Genomic DNA, 21,887 nt, shown 5'->3' with positions numbered 1-21,887 from the left:
GGCGTTATAATATGACGAAAACGGAAATAAAAAATACTTTTATGCAGATTCAACCCGACGATGAAGTGCAGGTCGGGCTTACTGATTTAGAGCGAGGAACAAATATGTCAACCTATCTTTCAGGGCTTATTAAAGCATATTTTAAATTTACTTTCGTTATGCTTTTTGCTTGTGTATGTTTATTTGCAAAAGGACAGGACAAATCTGCTGTAACTAATGCAGGCCTGCCTTACAGCAACTATTATACACTGGCCAATAAATTAAATAATTTTAAGCAGGTAATTGCCACCAGGAAAAACGTTACAGTAACATTCCTAGGCGGCTCCATTACCTACAATCCGGGCTGGCGACAGATGGTTTGTAAATACCTTACAGATAAATTCCCGAATACTGAGTTTCATTTTATTGCTGCAGGTATACCATCATTAGGAAGCCTGCCACACGCATTCAGGTTGCAGCACGATGTACTTGATTCGGGCAAAACCGATCTGATGTTTATTGAAGCCGCCGTAAATGACAGGGTAAACCATACCGATAGTATAACACAGGTAAGGGCCATGGAAGGGATAGTAAGGCATGCTAAACGAAGTAATCCTGACATGGATATCATACTGATGGCCTTTGCTGATCCCTACAAAACAAGTGATTATAACAAAGGCCTTATTCCAACTGAAATAGCGAACCATCAAATGGTTGCTGAACATTATAACCTGCCGTTTATAAACCTGGGTAAAGAGGTTCGTGATAAAATAAATAATAAAGAATTTAGTTGGGAAGGTGATTTTAAGGATATACACCCGGCGCCCTTTGGCCAGCAATTGTATTTTGAAAACATAAAAAGCCTGCTGAATGCTTGTTTCAATAGTAAGACCAAAAAGATAGTTAGATCACCATTGCCTAAACCGCTGGATAAGGCAAACTTTGAGCACGGCAATTATTACAATATCAGTAATGCCCGCTATAATTCGGGCTGGACAATTGATAACAACTGGAAACCAACCGATGGCCTTGGTACGAGAGAGGGTTTTGTAAATGTACCTGTATTAAGTTCCGCAACACCGGGCTCAACATTGTCATTGCCTTTTAACGGAACTGCGGTAGGTGTAGCCATTGTTTCCGGCTCGGATGCAGGCATTGTTTCATACAGGGTAGATAATGGCCCTGAAAATACTATCGATCTATATACCGAATGGAGCAGCATGCTGCATTTACCATGGTACCTGTTACTGGATAGTGATTTAAAACCCGGAAATCACACGCTAACTATCACCATAAGCCAGCTAAAAAATAAAAATAGTAAAGGCAACGCCTGCCGCATAGTTAACTTTTTGGTAAACAACTAATAATAGTACAACTTATTTAACATAAGTATGATCCGTAAGATTTCTCTATTCACAATACTTAGCACCGTAATAATTAATACGTGTTTCGGGCAACAGCCTTTAAAATTATGGTATGACAAGCCTGCACAGGTCTGGGAAGAAACTTTGCCATTGGGCAATGGCCGTTTAGGCATGATGCCCGACGGTGGTGTGGCCAACGAAAATATTGTACTGAACGATATTACGCTATGGTCAGGTGCACCGCAGGACGCTAATAACTATAATGCTTATAAAGTTTTACCGCAAATAAGAAAGCTGCTTGTAGAAGGTAAGAATGACGAAGCACAGGATCTAATCAACAAGGATTTTGTGTGTACCGGTAAAGGTGGGGGTAGTGTGCCGTTCGGTTGCTACCAGGTGCTTGGCAATTTGAGCATAAAATATAAATACAATGGCACTGACAGCACTGGCAGCCAATATAGTAATTATGAACGCGAACTATCGCTAAACAAAGCAATTGCAAAAAGTACATTTACGGTAAATGGCGTTACTTATACAAGGGAATATTTCACCAGCTTTAATAATGACATCAGCATTATAAGGCTTACTGCCGATAAACCGGGGCAATTAAGCTGCAGCATAGGTATTAGCAGACCGGAGCGGGGTAATGTTGCCATAAGTAATGACGAACTGCAATTAAGCGGGCAGTTGGATAATGGTATTGATGGCAAAGGCATGCAATATATGGCGCGTGTAAAAGCCAAATTGCAGGGTGGCACCATGAGCCTTGCAAATAATACGCTGGTCATTAAAAATGCTACCGAAGCTATAATTTATATATCAGCCGCAACCGATTTTAGAGGTGCAGCCTTCAAAAAGAATACCGAGGATATACTCAATGCAGCTGTAAATACCGCTTATATTAATGAAAGGCAAAAGCATATCAGCAATTACCAAAAGCTGTTTAACAGGGTAATTGTTAATTTGGGCGATGCCAGTAATACTGAGGAGACAACTGATAAAAGGCTAATATCTTTCCATAAAAACCCGGCATCTGATAATGGCCTGCCGGTATTGTTTTACCAGTTTGGGCGTTACCTGAGCATATGCAGCACAAGGGTAGGGTTACTACCACCAAACCTGCAGGGTTTATGGGCCAATCAAATACAAACGCCATGGAACGGCGATTATCACCTGGATATAAACGTGCAAATGAATCATTGGCCGCTGGAAGTATCAAACCTGTCGGAGCTTAACTTACCATTGGTTGAGCTGGTGCGCGAAATGATACCGCATGGCGAAAAAACGGCAAAAGCTTATTATAATGCTGATGGCTGGGTGGCACACGTAATAACTAATCCCTGGCATTTTACCGAGCCGGGAGAAAGCGCATCATGGGGCGTAACCAAGGCAGGTTCTGGCTGGTTATGCAATAATATTTGGGAGCACTATACTTTTACAAACGATAAAAAATACCTGGCTGATATTTATCCGATATTAAGAGGTTCTGCGCTGTTTTATAACAGCATATTAGTTAAGGACCCTAAAACAGGCTGGCAGGTAACTTCGCCGTCGTCATCGCCCGAAAACTCATTTTATTTGCCAAACGGTAAAACCGCCAGTATCTGCATGGGTGCAACTATTGATAATCAGATTATCAGGGAGTTATTTAATAATGTGATAACTGCTTCAAAGATACTGGGTAAGGATGAAGCTTTCAGGGCACAGCTAAGCGCTAAATTAAAGGAACTGCCGCCTCCGGGTGTTATATCTAAAGATGGCCGTATACAGGAATGGCTGGAAGATTATAAAGAAACCGACCCGCAACATCGCCATGTTTCGCACCTGTACGGTTTGTTCCCGGCATCATTAATAACGCCTGATGCTACACCCAAACTTGCTGAAGCCGCTAAAAAAACACTTGATGTTCGTGGTGATGATGGACCAAGCTGGTCTATAGCCTACAAAATATTATGGTGGGCAAGGCTGCATGACGGCGATCGTGCTTTTAAATTGTATAAAGAGTTAATGAAACCAACCTTACGTACCGATATTAATTATGGATCGGGCGGTGGTATTTATCCTAATTTATTGTCGGCGGGCCCGCCGTTTCAGATCGATGGTAACTTTGGTGCGGCAGCAGGCATCGCTGAGATGCTGATACAAAGCCACGCCGGTTATATTGAACTGATACCAGCCATACCAAATGAGTGGAAAGCAACGGGAGCGGTAACAGGCTTAAGGGCGCGGGGTAATTTTACCATTAATTTTAAATGGAAGAATGGTAAAGTAACTGAATACCACATAACATCTGCGCAACCGCGAATGGTTAAAGTGAAAATAAACGGTGTTATTAAAAATGTAATGGCATCAAAAGCCTGATCAATCAAAAAAATATGAATCATCTTATAAAAAATACGCAACGGTTATTGCTACTGCTGATTGGTTTGCTGCCATTCAGTATTTTAGGTTCAGTACCTATTAAACCTGTTAGCGCTGCAGATTCAAAAGTTAATATTCCGTACGCAAATGGGAGGGTGGTATACAACTTAAAAACCGGCATGTACAGCGTTTACAGTCATAATGAGTTAATATTTTCAAACATTATTGCTACCTGTAAGGTAAATGGAAAAACTTTGAGTTCGGCAGACTTCCCGGAACGAAAATATAATCAGATCAGCATCAGCGACAAATTCGGAAACGGGTCAAGGTACACCATTACACTTAAGGGTAACGGCGGTATTGAGATGAAGCAGGTGTTTTACATATATAACAACCGGCTATATTTTATTACCCAGGTTGAACTAACAGGCGGTTATTTAAAAAGTAATTATATGTCGCCTTTTAAAGGAAATTTTGCCGGTATTGCTGGTGATGCGCGCACCGTATTCTTTCCTTTTGATAACGATACTTTCATCAGCTATAATTCAAAACCGTTTATTGCACCAACTGCTAACACCAGTTCCGAAACAGGGGTTGTATTTGATAATACATCACGCAAGGGTTTTGTATTCGGCTCGTTAGAGCATGAGGTTTGGAAAACAGGTGTAACTACAACCGCCACAAAAGATGGTGCCAACATGGTTAATGTTTTTGGGGGATATAGTGATTCAACTGTTACTCGTGACAAGATACCGCACGGTGAAATTAGCGGTACCACAATTAAATCGCCAAAAGTATTTGTAGGTTATTTTAATGACTGGCGCACCGGGCTGGAAGAATATGGCAAGGCAAACCGCCTGGCTGAGCCACCATTTATTTTTAACTGGACAAAACCAACACCCGTAGGGTGGAATAGCTGGGGCGTATTGCAGGATAAGGTAACATTTGATGAAGTGATAAAAGTTGCCGGATTTATCGCCGACAGCCTGCCCGGTTTCAGAACGGGTAATACCGCTTATGTTGATCTTGACGCGTTTTGGGATAATATGGTGAAAGGCGGGAGTGAAGGTGACTACAGTAAGTTGAAGGAGTTTGCAGATTATTGTAAATCAAGAGGATTGCAGCCGGGTGTTTACTGGGCGCCATTTACTGACTGGGGCTGGAAAAGCGGCCCTAACAGAAAGGTAGAAGGCAGCCAATATAATTGGGGTGATATATGGACTAAAGTAGGCGACGGCTATCACGAAATTGACGGCGCACGCGCTATAGACCCAACCCATCCCGGTACGCAGCAGCGCATTGCATTTATGATTGGCAAACTAAAGGCATGCGGTTTTAAAATGATAAAAATTGATTTCCTGGGGCATGGCACAGCGGAGTCAACACACTTTTATGATACTACAGTTACTACCGGCATGCAGGCCTACCGTAAGGGAATGGAATATTTAATTAAACAACTTGATGGGCAAATGCTGGTTTATGCTGCGATATCGCCTAATTTGGCTACTGCTCGTTACGTACATACACGTCGCATTGCTTGCGATGGCTTTAAGAGCATGCATGATACCCAATACACATTAAACAGTGTCAATTACGGCTGGTGGCTAACCTATATGTATAACTTTATTGATGCCGACCAATTAGTATTAGGTACAGAAGCGCCGGGCGTAAATAGGGCGCGGGTGTTGTCGGGTATAGTTACCGGTACTTTTTTTACGGGGGATGATTTTTCAACAACCGGGCAATGGACCGCGGTTGCTAAAAAGCTGTATCAAAATAAGGAATTGCTTAAAGTGATTAAAAACGGCAAGGCATTCAGGCCGGTTGAGGGTAATACAGGCGATAAAACAACCGAAATGTTTACCCAATGGATTGGCAATGATTTTTACCTTGCAGTATTTAATTACAGTAATGATGCCAGGGAATATAAAATAAACAGGCGGCGCCTTGGCTTGCCGCCCAATCAAAAGTATAATATTAAAAATCTGCTGCCGGGCGATGCGCCAATTTCATTAACGCAATTGTCGTTAACAACTAAACTACCAGCGAGTGATGCAGCCTTATATAAGTTCAGTAAAGAATAGTGCTATGTCTTTTAATTAAAAGCGAGCTTTAATAGCGTAAAGCAAAAGAAACCCCTTTAATTGCAAATTAAAGGGGTTTTGACATATCCACTGGAACAATATAACCTTTTATAGTAATTGTTATTTGTCGCATTTACACCCTTAAAAAGTCCGGAATACGCCTGACGCGTCCATGCGTTTGGCGTTATTTTTGATTCATATTACACTAAAATCATTTACCTATGTTCCCCATCAAACCTCACATCTGGTTCGACCAGGATAAAGCTAAAGAAGCTGCCGAATTCTACGCATCAGTAATGCCTGATTCGGCCTTAAACTATGTGAATCATTTCGCTATGCCCGGTGGCGGCGAATGCGAAACAGTTGAATTTACTGTGGCCGGACAACCGTTCCTGGGCATCAGTTCAGGGCATTGGTTAAAGATCAACCCTGCTATATCTTTTATGATCAATTTTGATCCCTCACGTGACCCGGACGCTTCCAAGCATATTGATAAAGTTTGGAATATGCTGTTACCAGGCGGAGAGGTGATGATGCCGCTTGACCGTTATCCCTTTAGCGAACGCTACGGCTGGATAAGCGATAAATACGGCGTATCCTGGCAGTTGATCCTGACCAACCCAACCGGTGAGGAAAGACCAGTGATCGTTCCATCGCTGCTGTATACGGGCGATGTAGCCGGTAAAGCCAATGACGCTATCGATTTTTACTGCTCGGTATTTAAAGATGGTAAACGTGGCACCACGGCTCCGCGTCCTGAAGATATGGGTCCCGACAAGGCAGGTACGCTGATGTTTGCTGATTTTTATGTAAATCATACCTGGCTGGCGGCCATGGATAGCGCGCACCCGCACGGGTTTGCTTTTAATGACGCGGTGTCATTGCTGATCGCCTGCGAAACGCAGGAAGAGATCGATTACTACTGGTCAGCCCTTTCGGCCGACGGCGAATCGGGGCAATGCGGCTGGTTGAAGGATAAATACGGTGTATCCTGGCAGGTGGCTTCAACTGTAATGTTTGAGGCGCTTAAGAATGGCAGCCCTGAACAGGTTGCGCGCGTTACGCAAACTTTTATGACTATGAAAAAAGTTGATGTTGCGGCTTTGCAACAGGCTTACAATGGGTAGATCAACAGAATTTAAGGAAAATAAAAAAGCCTGTAAAAATAATTTACAGGCTTTTATTTTTGATGATGTTAGTGCGGAGAGCTAAGGGGAATCGAACTCTTTATCGCTTTTTTGATATTTTTATAGACTCGCTAAAGTAATACTCTGCGGCAAATGCCCTGCAAGAACCGATTAAATGTCGTTATATTAGGAAATAAACAGCACCAAAGGAGCTCTGCTGGAAAATGTAGTTTAATTATAGGAACATGCTTTTTTTTCGAGCGATACCGGAAGAAGGATTATTAAAATTCCAACGCTATACATTCTTGCAATGCAATGAAATTCGTTTCTATTTGCTCGTCTGGAAGCATGAAGATCAAATGAATTGGCAGGTGAATATCACGTAGCAACTGCCTAATTAGCTCCGGTTGCCACGCTTCATGGTAAACTATCAGTAAATCCATGTCATTGGGTTTCGTGTCCGGTCGAGTTGCTGAACCGAACGCAAAAGCGCTTATAGGACCGGTGATATCTGAATTATGGTGTAATGTCTCCCTGATCAGATTGAAAGCAGTAATCATTTTTTATTTAATCTTCCAAGTAGTTCTCCCCATTTTAAGATTTCCGCCGATAGTTCTTCTGCTACCATTTCGGCTCTTCCCGTCGTGTTACCATTAGGGTTGGTAATTAAGACTATATCAAAAGAGCCATATGTATTACTGGCTTTTCTGATTTCTTCGGCTGTCAGTTCGTAAGAATTGATAAGGGTTATGATTAGCGGCTGGAGATGGCCTGTGCGGTGTATTTTAAAGATCCGGTCGTATAGCCGCTCCAGATGCGAAACCTTGGAATGATTTTTCAAACCCAATTCTACGAATTTGTACTCTTTTTTTTGAACAGAAGAAACGTCCGAGTTATCAATCGCCGAATACATTTCACCTAAGCCCCCCCATCCTATGTGATTTTGTCGGGCGTAGTTAATCGCATCACCAGTCCATACCGTCATGCCTTTGGCAATTACGAAATCCGGTTTGGGTTCATCATTGTACAAATTGTAAAGATTAATGCTGGAAACCGGATCGTTTGTGACTACACCAACTATTAAACTATTTCCTTCTTGGGAAATAATTTCGATAATAGCGTCACCGTGACAAATAACCTCTTTGATTTTTTCATCGTCCTTTTTACGGATATCTGTAACAATCCAATCTCTATAACTTGACATTTTAATTGATTAATATTTGATTCATTTTTTCAGGAAACTTGCTTGCGATACTCTTATTGTTGCCTAGATGACGTTCGATCAGATCATCGACGTGTTGCCTGAATTCTTCTGTTGTTGCTAACTCGTCCTCGTTTAGTAAATGTTTGTGTATATCCAGAAATAGTAAGATCTTTTGATTATTTGGGATAATCTGAGCCAGCATTTTTCTTTTCCATACAACAGCTTCTTCCGCATCAGGGTTACTGCGGTAAGACATGTTCGGGTTTAATTTGTCGAATATGGCTTTGTTCTTTCTTAATTCTGAGCTCACATACTGACGGGCCTCCAGGCGTTTGCTCATTTGAGGAATGCCTATGGCATTTGTGATCCGTTTTTTATGATTGGTTTTCCAATCTAAGATCATATCTACGGTAAAGACTTCAGGGGCTTTGTCGATCTCGGTATGACAAGAGGGGCAAAGCAGAATTAAATTACTGTATTCCGCCCTTGCCTCGGTATCGAGATTGCTTTCGGAACGTGGCCCGTTATCAACTGCTGCGATAATATGCGCCATTTCACCTATATTGTAGTCAGCAACATTTTCGTCTGAAAAAAGGTAGCGATGGCAAGATGGTTTGCTGCAATGTCCGGCTGAATCAGCAAATAATCGCAATTTGGTCTGAGGACTCGGATTTACTCTGCCGTTTACGCAAGAACTTGACATGAGTGAAAGGATGATTGGTTTGGGTTGATATGATGATTATAAAATATAAAGCTACATAATTATAACAATTCGCTCCAATTTTTTATAAATCAATTGACATGTTGAATTGCAAAAAACAATTCATAAAAAAGGGAACAACATTTTGTTATTCCCTTTTAGCGGAGAGCTAGGGAACAATTTTAGAGTTTTTGTTTCCTAATAATCAACAACTTATATTTTATTTAGTCTAAAAGGTCACCGAAAAGGTCACCTTTAAAATAAACTAAAAACCGCAAACGCTTATGTTGCAAATTTAAGATATTTTACCAAAAAACAACATGTTGCAGATAGCAATTGGAAAAATGGTGTTGTAAATCAGAATGAAGAAACTTTCTCCATTATAATTTTAGTTACTTCTTTATTATTAGAATCAGTAAAAGCCTTTTTAACTGGGATATTTAAATCGAAACCAGCTGTAAAATATTCTACCGGCAATATTCTCCTAACATGCTGTGCAAATTCTATTATATCAATATCAGGGTAATTTTTTTTTGCGTTAATAAAATACCTTAAAATCTTGTCATCCGTAATACCATTGTGATAGTTCCAATCAGTATAATTTATAAAGTCATTACCACGCAAAACAGTCTTTAAAACATTTAGGCAAAAGCCAACACAAGACATTATTTCGGGCATTTGATTTTTATCTATAAATTCTAGTGTTGATTCGTTGTAAAAACTTCCACTATAAAACAAACCGTAGTCGGGCGATTTAAATTTCTCTAATTGCCTAAACCAATGAAATGTAGATGTGATAAATTCAGGTGGAATAAAAGTCAATTGTTTAAAGAAAACTATTGCGTCTTTAGGTATTTCAATAAGCACGACATCGACCGAATCAAAATGAAAAAGATAGTTAGTGTTATTATATCTAATAAAAATACCTGAATGATTAATATCATCATTCAATAACGATACTGCTACGCCTATAATATTGTCGGGCAAAGAATCATAATCTCCCCTAATAATAAATTGATGATTAATTTGAGTTTTCAATCGCAATAACTGGTTTTCGGTTTATTTTTTTCAATTTTTTATCAATAATTGAATTTAGATTACTAATAACTTCTTTAAGTTCATCAACTTTTGAAAACGGAAGAGTTAACATTAAAATGCTGTGTATAATGCTTAGATTAATATTCTCATCATTGAATAATTGCAAAAACTTTTTGAATGAACTGTAATCTTTTTGATTCAAATAGTGGAAACACTCCAAATGTAACTTATCAAGTGAATCCAATTCATCTGTAGAATTTTCGAAATCCAATATAAAGTTTTCAAATCTTGTAAATAAAGGCAGGTCTTCGTAATAGTAAGAACTACAAAATTTGTAACTGTTTTTATCGCTACCGGGAATTAGCCAAGCACTTATAAGTGCTTTTTGCTTAAAGAACTTGGTAGCATTTTCGGCTTGTTGTTTCGAACAATCAATAATTATGGTATTTTCGTTATCGATCTCGATATGAATGTTATCGTTCCTTTTGCCACCTAATTGAAATAACTCTCCCTTGAAAAATTTAATCTGTGCTTTTAAAGATGGCTTAACTCTTTTTTTGATTCTGAAAATTGGCGCCTCTCTTAGTACCTGGTGAAATATAGTTTTTTGACCATCTACAGTTAACTCAGAACTATATGTTAATCCATTTTTCTGAATTAATTTTTGAAGGTCTCTCCACGGTTCAACAATGGTTTTATCAGAAGTTTGTTTATGAACGACTTGCAGGTAATTATTTCTTATTTCAGTAATACCTACTCCCTCAATAGTTGCCCTTACAGACCCTTTTGATACCCTAACTTTTAAATTAGCTTTATTGGGGGAGTTCTGTATGATTTTTGTAAGGGATTGAATTAAAATAGAGAACGCCTCAACTACCTCTAAATTCATAGACTCCAGTTCAGCGTCTTTTTGATCGGAATCTTTAACTATAGCTATTTCTAATTTGTCTATGCTCATAGTGATAGCTTCAACTATTGGGTTCTGTTAAGGTTCTATACAAATATATAAAAAACACTTACACTTTGTGTATTGTAACTTTGCTAAGATTCAAAAAACAATATTTGTAACTGAAGCGACGGTAACAGTATTAGCTAAAGATGTTATTGCGATTAAAGGAATTGTACAGCTTGATGATTGATTTAAACTTCTTAATTCATATATTTATACCACCTAACAATAAGCTTATTTATTAGCCGTAATCTTAAAACGCATGAAAAAAACAATATTTTTTATATTTATAATTATCGTTTTTTCATCCTGTTCTCATTTCAAGACAAAACAACAGCGAGCTCAGAATTTGGTAAAATTATATCTTGACAGTACTTTGAATGATCCTAAAAGTTATGAAAGTGTTAAATTTACGCCAATAGATAGCGCGTATTCAAACTATAATTTAAGTGAACATTATCTACAATTAAAAGCTAAATCCGATAGTGTAGTGGCTGCTTTTGACGAGTGGAAAGAGCAAAACCCAGAGTTTAACGGGTTCGGTGATTTATCACATGAAAAAGTACTATATTTTGTTAAAATGAATAGATATTATTCAGATCAAAATATTGCAATACTTAAACAGATTGCTAATGACGGTAAATTATTCAAGTCTAAATTTTCGGGTTATACCATTTACAATGAATATCGCGCAAAAAACGGATTTGGAGCTTTAGGGCTACATGGTATATCATTCACTGTTGATAGTGACATAACAAAAGTTATATCCACGTATACTATTCAATAAAATAAACCTGAGACATTCCCAAGATTAAATTTAGAAAGATAAATAGATGTTTCTTTATGCAAGAAGACAACAAGAATATTGATTTTTTCAATTCAGCGATAATTATATCAATTGTCACTGCGGATATATATTTAAGTGCATATGAATTTGAAAGTGGATATTCAGGTTTTTTCAATATTCCAAATTATCTAATAGAAATATCGATTACAAATATTTTATCGTTTGCGGGATCTGCAATTTTGTTATTTACCGTTTTTATGAATGTCTCTGGTGTTTTAATGCCAATGGTTAGACGAGTTAGAGATATGGAGAATGGTTATTTAAAAGGTGCTTTGATGTCAAACATTGCGATTATAATAATAACGCTTTTGATAATTTACATGTTTCCATTATCGAATTCTCTTTGGTACACTCTTATTGGTGTTTTTTTATCGAGTAATCTATTAGCCTGGCTGTTGGGCACTCTTTTAAGTATAAAAGATAAAAAACCGATTCTTGCTGGCGCAGAAATTTTGCATCACAATAATCAAAAATTTAGCACATGGTATTTGTTGTTTGATAAAATGGATAGAAAATATATTTTACCCTTTGGTTTTATGCTAGTCTTACCTTTTTTTATGTACTTATTTGGCCAAGGCACGGCAATGAAGCAAACAAAATTTGAATGCGTTACAGGACACAATAACATGTTGGTGATTAGGAAATATGGCGACCTTCTTATTTGTAATTCTGTTGATACTATCCATAAAACACCAACCAAACAACTCGTTATATTAAAAATAAGCGATAAAAATGCAATCGCTTTATCAGAAATTAGCATCGGGCCACTCCGCGATTCAAAATAAATAGAAGCCGTAGACGTTTATTTATATCTCGAGATAAAATTTAACACCCCCAGGTGCATCAATTTCACCTGTTCGGGAAAATAGTCGCTGTATTTACCATGCGCGGCACTATTTCTAATATCTAGCCACGCAGTAACTTGCCGATTATCAATTATCTCGTATACAGATGCCCTACGTAGTTCGTCATTTATCACATTTGCCTTTTTCGGTACTCTATCCATTCCCTTTACCTGATATGTGTCGATACCATTTGTCTTACATAATTGTCGCAGGTGCTCTTCCAAGACTGATCCAATCATAACCGCTGCAGCGTCTTTATATCCTTCGTCCAAAAGATGTTGACTCATTTCTAAAAAGTCGGAAAACAACTCTGCAGTTACCAATTGTTTAAGCGAAAAAAGCCATCCGTTTTCTACATCATTTCTCAGAGCTAATAGAATATTAACACCAGCTTCATTATGAGTCTTTAGATGATCTTCACAAACAGTATTAAATTCAATGTAATATGAGTCGTCTTTACCTAATTGTCGAGCTATAAAAGACAGAGCTGCCGCCCTAAATCCAAAAAACTTTCCTTTATCTACGTAGTTGGTTCCTATACTATTCCTATACTGCGAATCAATTGCAGTTCTTCCTTGAAAAATTAAGGCATCTACTCGCGCTAAGATTTCTTCCTGTTGCATTTTATTTAGATTACTTGTAAATATATATTGATTCACTTATTAATTTAAGACTCCCTAAGACAACTAAAATTGCAAAGTGTTGGCATCATAAAACCTATAATTCATCTTGTGGAGACAACGTTTCAACTAACCCAAAGTGTGTGTAGAATTACAAGAAAAACTGTCTATTGCTATAAAACTCTTTCTTTACATTCCAATAATTTCTGCGACCACCGGGAGAAGAAATCAAGTTTGCCATGGCGTGCCATGGGAGTTTTTGTGGCAACAAAAACACAAACTTGCTACCTATAGCGATGGAATATCTGGATATATAATAACCTGTTATTATTTAAGCTGAAAAATGATATTGAGACCTTGCAAAAGAGCTTTTTTTTGCTCTGCCGGCGTTTCAGTAAGAAAGAAATAACGGTTTAGACATGCATCTCCAGGTTAGCAATTTGTTAAGCAACAAAAAGCGAGAAAAGGTTGCCCTGTCAAGGGATCGTGGAATAAATGGACCGGAGCGCAGAGGCCTTGTGGGTTTATGCCGCGAAAGCCCTTTACTGGGCAGCCTTTGCAGGCTAAATTTGCGGAACAGATGGCTAATCTTACCATATAAACAAAATAGTCTAAACTTTATTCTGTCTTAAAATCGCGACCTTTTCCCGCTCGCTTGCTAATAGTTCCTGATAAAGTTTTTTATTTTCTTCAAATAGTTCTAACAGTTTATCAATCGGATTAAAAGTCGGATAATAATTGAACATAGCAGCTTGATCGTGATTATTCACTGTATTACCAATTATATTGAATACAGCGTCTTCATTGAATTTTTTAATTCCTTCTACAGGTACACCTAAAGCAATCGCAATTTTCTCTAAAGCACTCTCGTCTACTTCTGCACTCTGTTCAATTTTAGATATAGACTGCTGACTGATGCCAAGTTCAGCTGCTAAAGCTTCCTGCTTCATGCCACGAAGTTCACGAATCTTGCTGATTTTTCTTCCGATGTGTAAGGTAGCTTCTGCCATAGTGTCAAATGTATTGTAAATATATAAAAGTACAAAACTTGAATTATTGTAAAAAACAATTAGGCTGCGAACGCAGCCTAATTGAAATGGATTAACCACCAGCAAGTTTCTTCTTTAATTGGTTCATATCAGCGCTGACTTTTGAATCTAGTATTTTTGCATAATGCTGTGTTGTTTTAATATTGGTATGGCCAAGCATTTTAGAAACGCTTTCTATTGAAACACCATTTGCTAATGTAACAGTTGTCGCAAAGGTATGCCTTGCTATATGATAGGTTAGTTCTTTAGAAATACTGCAAGCATCGGCTATCTCTTTTAAATAACTATTCATTTTTTGGTTGCTTAGTACTGGCAATAGAAGTCCATCATCCACGCATTGTGGGTGGCTATCATATTTTGCTATTAATTGTATGGCTTGTGGCAAAAGAGGAATACGTGAGGCTGTATCCGTTTTCTGACGGCTCGTAAAAATCCATTTTTCCCCGTCCAATCCAACTACTACCTCTGACCGCTTCAACTTCTTTACATCTGCATATGCAAGGCCCGTATAACAGCTGAAAAGAAAAATATCCCTTACCTGGCTTATCCTATCACTTACAAACCGTTTCGCTTGCATTATAGTCAATTCTTCAACATTCAGGTATTCTCTTTTAACCTCTTTGACCTTTGGTTTGTATTTTGAAAAAGGGTCTTTATCCAGCCAGCCGTTGGCAATACAAATCAGAATGATCTTTTTGAAGTTCTTTAGATATTTAACTGTGGAGTTATTGTTACAATTTCTTTCAGAACGGAAGTAGAAATCAAAAGCCATAATAAACTCATGATCAATTTGGGTAATAGCGATGTCGGTAACCTTGTATTTCCATTGTAAGAAGTCTTTAGTGTGTTTAAGGCTGGTTTCATAGCGGTCAAACGTCCCCTTTGCATATTCCTTACCTAATAAGGCCTGAACTTGGCTATTGTGCTGTTCGAATATTGGTATAAGCATACGGTTAGTTGAAACTTCTTCTTTTTTTGTCAGGAAGTTTTTTAGGTTGAGCGTTGATATAGGGAGTTTTTTATCAGACATTATACGTTGTGCTTCGTATACCTGATGCTCAAGGTTTCTCAAATAAGCATTTAGAGTTTTTACCTCTTCACCAGAGCCATTTAACTTCTGTCCGCTTGCATTCCATTTATCTGGATTGACATAACGTTTAGAGGAGATTTCAATGCGTTCTCCATCAACTGTAATACGTAGGTAAACTGGCACAGTTCCAGCGTCGGTAATTTTTGATCTCTTTAAGTAAAAGAGTAACGAAAGTGTTTTGTTCATCGCAAAAGTCGCTTTAAAGTGGATAAAATTAGTTTATTACCATGCCGCAATCAAGATGTTCAACAATTGAACAGGTTGATAAACAGCAACTTATAAGCATTCCGGTGACCTGAAAAATTTCCATGTCCAGGTCACCCACAGGTCACCGGAAGTATGCGATTATTTGGTTTATTTTGGGTGGGACTACAAACAAAAAACGCCGTAAATCATTCATTTACAGCGTTTTTGATGTTCTTTAAAATATACTTGGCGGAGAGCTAGGGATTCGAACCCCAGGAACCTTTCACAGTTCAACAGTTTTCAAGACTGCCGCAATCGACCACTCTGCCAGCTCTCCGGGGACAAAAGTACAAATCCGGGGCGAATTGGCAAATTTGATATTGATTTTTTTTTAAATATTTAACATTTTCATATAATGAATTGATGACCAAATCATTAATTTTGCATTTTTTTTGAATTTTAATGCCTGAAGCTGTTAAAAGTAGGTTTTACCACTTTAATATTGCGTTTTGCGAAGTCGATATTGGCGTTTAATTCGAATCCCATCAAAATAATTAGCGAATTCAGGTACAGCCAAAGCATCACAACGATGAGTGTACCTATGGAACCATAGATCTTATTATAATGAGAAAAGTGGTTGATATAGTACGTAAACCCTAATGATGTTAGGACCGCCAATCCAGTCGCCATCATGGAGCCGGGATTAATGAATGCCCATCGTTGTTTATGAGCCGGGCCATACCTGTACAGGATAGATACCGTGGTAAAGAATATCAACACAATGATGATCCACCTCGATAAGGCAAATATATAAAGCCAGAAATGGCCTTTACTAAAAAAATGCGCCTGCAAAAAGCTGATAGCACTTTGTCCGGCTATCATAATGGTAATTGCTATCAGCATGGATATACTGATCACAACGGTAAGGATAAGGGCCACCCAGCGTCTTTTTAACCAGGTACGGGTCTCCATTACCAATGAGGACCTGTTGAATGCTCTCATGAGGTTATTTACGCCATTGGTGGCAAGTATTAAGGCTGACAGGAAACCAACTGATAATAACTGCCCGTTTTGATGTTTGATAATGACCACCACGTTTGAATCAAAGAATTGCGAAGTGCGTTCATTAGGTAAAACCAACCCAATAAGATTGAGTAACTCATCCTGAAAGTTATTAATGGGTATGTAGGGGATAAGCGTAAACAAAAATATAGTGGCCGGGAATAATGCCAGCATAAAATTATAGGCCAGCGCTGAAGCTTTGGTGGTTAATGTCCCTTGCAAAAATTCCTGCACAAAAAATATGACGACCTCATATAATGATAGTGGGCCAAAACCGGGTAACAATACAGATTTCGTCCAGCTGGTAAAAGACCGGTAATACTTAAATCGTAATAAAAAGCGGTTCAGCCATCTCATTTAAGCTCAAATCTACTCAAAAAAAGGCTTTAATTTAGCTATAAAATCCCTGGGCGGGAAGCATGGCCTGCCTGTTTTCTTACTTACAAAAACAAGCGTTGTAGCTCCTGTATTTATAAGTTCTTCAGTTTCATTGTACAACTCATATTTGAAATGGATCTTTACACCAGGCATTACATCCATAATCACTTTTATGGTGATTTCCTGGTCATATAAAGCCGGTTTCAGGTATTTGCAATGCAGTTCGGCAACCGGCAGCATAATGCCCGTTTCTTCCATTGCCCTATAGCTCAAACCCAGGTCGCGGAGCATATCAACACGGGCTACCTCATAAAATTCGGCATAGTTGCCATAGTAAACGTAGCCCATCTGATCGGTTTCGCCGTAGCGTACACGTAGCTTTGTTGAAAACTCAAGCATTACTTTTCAATATGTCGAGCGTCGAGCGCCTGCTGAAACTTATGAGCATTAATTAAATGGTCGGCAACATTGGTAGCAAAAGCGTGATAGCCTGAAAAATCTGCCTTGGCACACATATATATGTAATTGCTGGCTTTGTAATCAAGTACGGAGTTAACTGCGTTAATAGATGGCATCATTACCGGGCCTGGGGGCAAACCTGCATACATGTAGGTATTATAAGGCGATATTACTTTCAGATCCTTATTCAACACACGATGAATGGTAAAATCATGCAGCGCGAATATAACAGTCGGATCGGATTCCAATTTCATGCCTTTTTTAAGGCGGTTAAGGTACAATCCCGCTATGGTTGGCATTTCATCATCATGCAAAGCTTCAGCATCAACTATAGAGGCTAAAATAGATACCTGTACCGGGCTCAGGTTAATTTCGGCCGCGCGTTGTTTACGTTCCGGCGTCCAGAATTTCTCATAATTGGCATACATCCGCTTAAACAATTTCTCGGGCGAAGTATTCCAGTATAGCTGGTAGGAGTTAGGCATGAACATGGTATACACATTATCAGTAGTAAAACCATATTGCTTTACATAAGCAGCTGAATCCAGCAGGTTGAGTATAGCGATTGAATCCGGCTCTATTTTTTTTGATACAAAACCTGCAAACTGTTCTTTCAAACGTAAATTATGGAATGCCAGCGTTACCGGTTCCTGAGCGCCTGAAGCCAGCATGTTAATGAATTTACGGTTGCTCATACCTTCGTGTAAACGGTATCTTCCCGGTTTAACACGGGTAGTATACTTCATGTTTACAGCCGCCCAATGAAAAGTGGTAGTATCTTTCACAATGCCTTCATCACGGATGGTTTTATACACATCATCAAAAGTGGCACCGGTATGTATGTATAGGTATTGTTGTTTGTCGGAAACGTTAGGGCCAAAATAGCGCAGGTAATAAACCACGCAGGTAATGCCCAGCGATATAATAATTAACAGCACCAGGGCGATAATGAATTTTTTAGCTGTACCTGACGATGCTTTCTTTTTAGTCATGATAATTAGTATATTTTGTTATTGTTGATCTTTTTGAATGGCAATTAAGCCGCCCGATAGGTTACGTGCATTAACATAGCCGTTTTCATTTAATAGTATACGGGCTGTTTCACTGCGCTTACCCATGGTACATATAACTATAAGTTCATCTGTTTTGTTATATCCAAGTTTATCTAATTGTGAAGACAGCTTACTCAAAGGAATGTTTTTACCGCCGATGTTATAGGTTAAATATTCCAGTTCTTCGCGTACATCAAGCACATTCAGTTGTTCGCCGCTATTAAGGCGAGCCATAAAGTTGGTTGCACTAATTGGATCCATCTGCTTTTTTACCTTGTGTAACAGTTAGGTTAATGCGTGTACCCAGGCTTACTTTTGAAGAATCTGTTTTTACCGGAAACTGTGCTGAAACAACCACATTGCTTGAATCTGTAATAGAACCTTCATAGGTAACGGTTCCTACTGTTAAACCTGCGCCCTTAATAGCAAACTTTGCAGCATCCAGGTCCTGGTTAACCAGATCTGGTATTTCAACTTCGCTCGCACCTGCACCATTGCCTATCACCAGGTCAAGTTTTGAACCCTTTGGTATTTTTGCTCCTGCAGCAATAACATGGCCTGCGAAACTTGCCTGTAAAATATGATCGGCAATATCGGCTTTATAAGTAGTGTCGCCCACTTTTAAACCGTAGTTTGCCAAGGTGGCCACAGCCTCCATATAATTTTCATTCTGCAAGTCGGGCATGGTTACATCAGGCGCAAGTCGGGTAACCATAGTTAAATAAATTATACGGTTTACTTTTACGTTAGTGCCGGCATCTGGATCCTGTTCAACAATGGTTCCGGCCGGTTCATCCAGTACATAAACAGAATCAATCTGGTAGCCAAAGCCCTGGTCTTTTAAAAGCTGTATAGCTTTTTCAACGGGTAGCCCTTTTAAAGTGGGTACAGGTATGCCTTCGCCGTGGCGGGTGTAATAACTCAAACTAAAAAAAGCGATGATCACAACCAATATTACTGTACCTATCGCCGCGAAAAAGTTGTTACGAAATGCTTTTGTTTTTAAGTAGTCCCAAAATTTATTCATTGTTATTTATAAGGGTATTCACGCTTAATGAGCAACCAAACATAATGATTATTTCTAATAGTCGGAAAGTCTGCAAGTCAGAAAGTAGGGAAGTTAACAATATATTTTAACGAAAAGGTTTTGACTATCAGTATCTTTTAATCTTTATGATCTATGCTATATTCTGACTGTAAAAACTCCCTTTTATTTTTAAATTTGAACGAACAATCTTTCGGATTACCGGACTTTCCCGGCTTTCCGGCCATAATAATACCATGACAACAAAAAACATTGCACTTTGTGCGGGGGGATATACCGGGGAATACGAAGTTTCGCTTAACAGCGCTAAAAATATAGCTGCCAATCTCGATCCGGCTAAATACAAGGTTTATACCGTATTGATAAATCGCGATAGCTGGTTTTATGATGGCGAAGATGGCAAGATAAATATTGATAAAAACGATTTCAGCCTAACCATAAAAGGGGATAAGGTGAAGTTTGATTTCGCTTTTATTACCGTACACGGCACCCCCGGCGAGGATGGTAAATTACAGGGTTATTTTGATATGATGGGCATCCCGTATAATACCTGCGATGCAACAACATCGGCTATTACCATGAACAAGGCTTATACCAAAACTATTGTACATGGTATACATGGCCTTAACGCCGCGCGGTCAATGCAACTTCATCGCAAGGATGCGCATGATGTGGCAACCATTGCAGCTAATTTAAAATTTCCGCTGTTTATTAAACCTAATAATGGTGGAAGCAGTGTAGGCATGAGTAAGGTGCATAATATTGCCGGTTTGCCCGAGGCGCTTAAAAAAGCATTTGATGAGGATGACCAGGTTTTGGTTGAAGAATTTATAAAAGGCCGCGAATTCAGCAGAGGGATAGCCCGCCTTAAAGGCAAAATTACGGTTTTACCCGCCACTGAAATAATAACCTTTAAAGAGTTTTTTGATTACGAAGCCAAATATACTGCCGGTGCATCCGAAGAAATTACCCCTGCCGACCTAAGGCCTGAACTAAGCGATAAAATTGCTGAAATACTCACCGAAATTTACCTGCGCCTAAACTGCAAAGGCATGGTACGTATTGATTTTATTTTATTGGAGGATACGCTTGATTTTTACTTTATCGAAGTAAATACTACCCCAGGGCAATCAGCTGCAAGCTTGATACCGCAACAAGTACGCGCAGCTGGTATGAGCGTAATGGATTTTTATGGTGATTTGATTGAGGGGGCATTTTGAACAAGGATTTTTAGGATTTAAGAGATTTTATTTGATGTAATTTTGTACGGTTTCTATTTGAATCTCTCTTTCAATTTTAGGAAAGGGGTTTCAAATAAATAATAACTGATATAGGCAATCGGGATCATAAAGACCAGCTTTAGTGCTATTATGAAGATCAGCGGTAAGCTGTTCAGCTCTTTTAACCACGGTATCCAAAAGAATTTGCCGATGAAAATTTGCTGCCACATGTATATGCTATAGGATAGAATTCCAATTTTAACCAGGATACGATTACTTAAGATCTTCGATAAAAAGTTTTGTGATCTAATATTTAACAATATTACATAGGCTATAATAATTGAAGAGATATACTCAGATGTATACTTACTATACAAAATGAAAGTTCTTGTACTTATTAAGATGGCTAATATTAATAAGAAGAAGCTTAGAAAATAATGCTTGTTGTTTGGTTCAGACTTAATAATTCCTTTAAATGTTAAGATTGAAAATACCGAACTAATTAAAATTATAGTTGGCCCTTTCCAAAAAGAATACATTATGAATTTTATAATCAGTTCGAAAATATGATTGGTGAAAGGATATCCGATAGAATTGAAAGCCAAAATTGATAGGAGTGGCACAAAAATCACAACGAGTAAAGCAAAATTGAAATACTTTTTTATGCCTAAGTACATTAATAAGGGTAAAATGATATAAAACTGTTCTTCAACAGACAATGTCCAAAGATGGGCGGTAAATGGCTGGTTCTTGATGGGTAAGTTTTTTAAAAACAGGAATGAGTATATAAAATCTGATTTTGTACTCATTCGGTAATAACAAACACTGATAATGACGAGTACGATCAGGAATAAATAGGCTAATGGTACAATTCTCAATATTCTCCGGGTGTAGAAACGTTTAACCGATATGTTACCTGTTCGTAGTTTTTCTTTTATTAATTGTGTCGTAATTAAAAATCCGCTAAGCACAAAAAAGATATGTACACCTATTTCGCTGTCAATTAATAAATTATAATGTAAAAGAATAGTATCTGCACCAAAATGAGCAAGCATAACCATGAGAATGGCAATCGCTCTTAACCCGTCTAATGACGAATAATATTTACCCTGAAGTATCTCAGGCACAGTAGTGATATCAGAAAACAGTTTGGTTTTTGTTACTTTTAAATACTTTAACACCCAACTAATTTAAGAGTAAAGAAATTAGAATCAAGAAAGAATGATTT

Annotated in this window: 20 protein-coding genes and 1 tRNA gene; 7 read left to right on the top strand and 14 right to left on the bottom strand. The window is 38.3% G+C overall.

Annotated features, from left to right (window positions below; genetic code table 11):
* Nucleotides 1-41: 41 nt before the first annotated feature.
* The 4 genes from BLU33_RS10985 to BLU33_RS10970 all read left to right on the top strand — a co-directional run bounded on the left by BLU33_RS10985 (nucleotide 42) and on the right by BLU33_RS10970 (nucleotide 6,915).
* Nucleotides 42-1,343 carry an SGNH/GDSL hydrolase family protein gene (locus tag BLU33_RS10985; protein WP_157682120.1) on the top strand — a complete coding sequence of 434 codons (1,302 nt, stop codon included), beginning with the start codon at nucleotides 42-44 and terminating at the stop codon, nucleotides 1,341-1,343.
* 27 nt (nucleotides 1,344-1,370) lie between these two features.
* Entirely contained in the window at nucleotides 1,371-3,704 is a 2,334-nt protein-coding gene (locus tag BLU33_RS10980; RefSeq protein WP_091372366.1) for a glycoside hydrolase family 95 protein, read from the top strand.
* Nucleotides 3,705-3,718: 14 nt separating this feature from the next.
* Nucleotides 3,719-5,788, top strand: coding sequence for an alpha-galactosidase (locus BLU33_RS10975; protein ID WP_091372363.1), 2,070 nt, complete (start codon nucleotides 3,719-3,721; stop codon nucleotides 5,786-5,788).
* 221 nt (nucleotides 5,789-6,009) lie between these two features.
* The gene (locus tag BLU33_RS10970; protein ID WP_091372362.1) at nucleotides 6,010-6,915 is read left to right on the top strand and encodes a VOC family protein; all 906 of its coding nucleotides are present in this window, start codon (nucleotides 6,010-6,012) and stop codon (nucleotides 6,913-6,915) included.
* 556 nt (nucleotides 6,916-7,471) lie between these two features.
* Here BLU33_RS10970 and BLU33_RS10960 read toward each other — a convergent pair.
* From BLU33_RS10960 to BLU33_RS10945, 4 genes are all read right to left on the bottom strand, one after another.
* Nucleotides 7,472-8,119, bottom strand: a complete 648-nt coding sequence (locus BLU33_RS10960) for a hypothetical protein (RefSeq protein ID WP_091372356.1) — start codon at nucleotides 8,117-8,119, stop codon at nucleotides 7,472-7,474.
* A 1-nt stretch (nucleotide 8,120) separates the two neighbouring features.
* Entirely contained in the window at nucleotides 8,121-8,822 is a 702-nt protein-coding gene (locus BLU33_RS10955; protein WP_157682119.1) for a hypothetical protein, read from the bottom strand.
* Between the two features lie 354 nt (nucleotides 8,823-9,176).
* Nucleotides 9,177-9,857 carry a hypothetical protein gene (locus BLU33_RS10950; protein ID WP_091372351.1) on the bottom strand — a complete coding sequence of 227 codons (681 nt, stop codon included), beginning with the start codon at nucleotides 9,855-9,857 and terminating at the stop codon, nucleotides 9,177-9,179.
* Nucleotides 9,841-10,815 (bottom strand): hypothetical protein, encoded by a 975-nt coding sequence (locus BLU33_RS10945; RefSeq protein ID WP_091372349.1) that lies wholly within the window; start codon nucleotides 10,813-10,815, stop codon nucleotides 9,841-9,843. Before BLU33_RS10945 ends, BLU33_RS10950 begins: the two co-directional genes overlap by 17 nt.
* A 253-nt stretch (nucleotides 10,816-11,068) precedes the next feature.
* Between BLU33_RS10945 and BLU33_RS10940 the strand changes: the two genes are divergently transcribed.
* Nucleotides 11,069-11,593, top strand: coding sequence for a hypothetical protein (locus BLU33_RS10940; protein ID WP_091372346.1), 525 nt, complete (start codon nucleotides 11,069-11,071; stop codon nucleotides 11,591-11,593).
* Between the two features lie 56 nt (nucleotides 11,594-11,649).
* Nucleotides 11,650-12,438 (top strand): hypothetical protein, encoded by a 789-nt coding sequence (locus BLU33_RS10935; RefSeq protein WP_091372344.1) that lies wholly within the window; start codon nucleotides 11,650-11,652, stop codon nucleotides 12,436-12,438.
* A gap of 17 nt (nucleotides 12,439-12,455) precedes the next feature.
* Here BLU33_RS10935 and BLU33_RS10930 read toward each other — a convergent pair whose 3' ends face one another.
* The 9 genes from BLU33_RS10930 to BLU33_RS10890 form a co-directional block, all read right to left on the bottom strand.
* Entirely contained in the window at nucleotides 12,456-13,121 is a 666-nt protein-coding gene (locus BLU33_RS10930) for a hypothetical protein (RefSeq protein WP_197684592.1), read from the bottom strand.
* Between the two features lie 608 nt (nucleotides 13,122-13,729).
* The gene (locus BLU33_RS10925) at nucleotides 13,730-14,128 is read right to left on the bottom strand and encodes a helix-turn-helix domain-containing protein (RefSeq protein ID WP_091372341.1); all 399 of its coding nucleotides are present in this window, start codon (nucleotides 14,126-14,128) and stop codon (nucleotides 13,730-13,732) included.
* Nucleotides 14,129-14,219: 91 nt separating this feature from the next.
* Complete coding sequence (locus BLU33_RS10920) at nucleotides 14,220-15,443, bottom strand: site-specific integrase (RefSeq protein WP_091372338.1); 1,224 nt, start codon at nucleotides 15,441-15,443, stop codon at nucleotides 14,220-14,222.
* A 247-nt stretch (nucleotides 15,444-15,690) separates the two neighbouring features.
* Nucleotides 15,691-15,780 (bottom strand) — tRNA-Ser (locus tag BLU33_RS10915).
* A 122-nt stretch (nucleotides 15,781-15,902) separates the two neighbouring features.
* Nucleotides 15,903-16,862 carry a YihY/virulence factor BrkB family protein gene (locus BLU33_RS10910; RefSeq protein WP_091372335.1) on the bottom strand — a complete coding sequence of 320 codons (960 nt, stop codon included), beginning with the start codon at nucleotides 16,860-16,862 and terminating at the stop codon, nucleotides 15,903-15,905.
* 12 nt (nucleotides 16,863-16,874) lie between these two features.
* The gene (locus BLU33_RS10905) at nucleotides 16,875-17,282 is read right to left on the bottom strand and encodes an acyl-CoA thioesterase (protein ID WP_091372333.1); all 408 of its coding nucleotides are present in this window, start codon (nucleotides 17,280-17,282) and stop codon (nucleotides 16,875-16,877) included.
* On the bottom strand, nucleotides 17,282-18,334 hold the full coding sequence (mltG, locus tag BLU33_RS10900; RefSeq protein WP_091372330.1) for an endolytic transglycosylase MltG: 1,053 nt from the start codon (nucleotides 18,332-18,334) through the stop codon (nucleotides 17,282-17,284). The genes BLU33_RS10905 and mltG overlap by 1 nt, the downstream gene beginning before the upstream one ends.
* Nucleotides 18,335-18,352: 18 nt before the next feature.
* Nucleotides 18,353-18,655 carry a rhodanese-like domain-containing protein gene (locus BLU33_RS10895; protein WP_091372327.1) on the bottom strand — a complete coding sequence of 101 codons (303 nt, stop codon included), beginning with the start codon at nucleotides 18,653-18,655 and terminating at the stop codon, nucleotides 18,353-18,355.
* Nucleotides 18,642-19,421, bottom strand: a complete 780-nt coding sequence (locus BLU33_RS10890; RefSeq protein WP_091372324.1) for a PASTA domain-containing protein — start codon at nucleotides 19,419-19,421, stop codon at nucleotides 18,642-18,644. The genes BLU33_RS10895 and BLU33_RS10890 overlap by 14 nt, the downstream gene beginning before the upstream one ends.
* A gap of 254 nt (nucleotides 19,422-19,675) precedes the next feature.
* Between BLU33_RS10890 and BLU33_RS10885 the strand changes: the two genes are divergently transcribed.
* Nucleotides 19,676-20,659 carry a D-alanine--D-alanine ligase gene (locus BLU33_RS10885; RefSeq protein ID WP_091372322.1) on the top strand — a complete coding sequence of 328 codons (984 nt, stop codon included), beginning with the start codon at nucleotides 19,676-19,678 and terminating at the stop codon, nucleotides 20,657-20,659.
* Between the two features lie 53 nt (nucleotides 20,660-20,712).
* On the opposite strand, the gene BLU33_RS10880 is transcribed toward BLU33_RS10885, so the two are convergent.
* Nucleotides 20,713-21,840, bottom strand: coding sequence for an acyltransferase family protein (locus BLU33_RS10880; protein WP_091372319.1), 1,128 nt, complete (start codon nucleotides 21,838-21,840; stop codon nucleotides 20,713-20,715).
* Between the last annotated feature and the right edge of the window lie 47 nt (nucleotides 21,841-21,887).

The organism is Mucilaginibacter mallensis (assembly GCF_900105165.1).
Taxonomy (GTDB): domain Bacteria; phylum Bacteroidota; class Bacteroidia; order Sphingobacteriales; family Sphingobacteriaceae; genus Mucilaginibacter; species Mucilaginibacter mallensis.
Note: the sequence above shows the minus strand (reverse complement) of the source record. Positions and strands in the feature narration are given on the sequence as shown.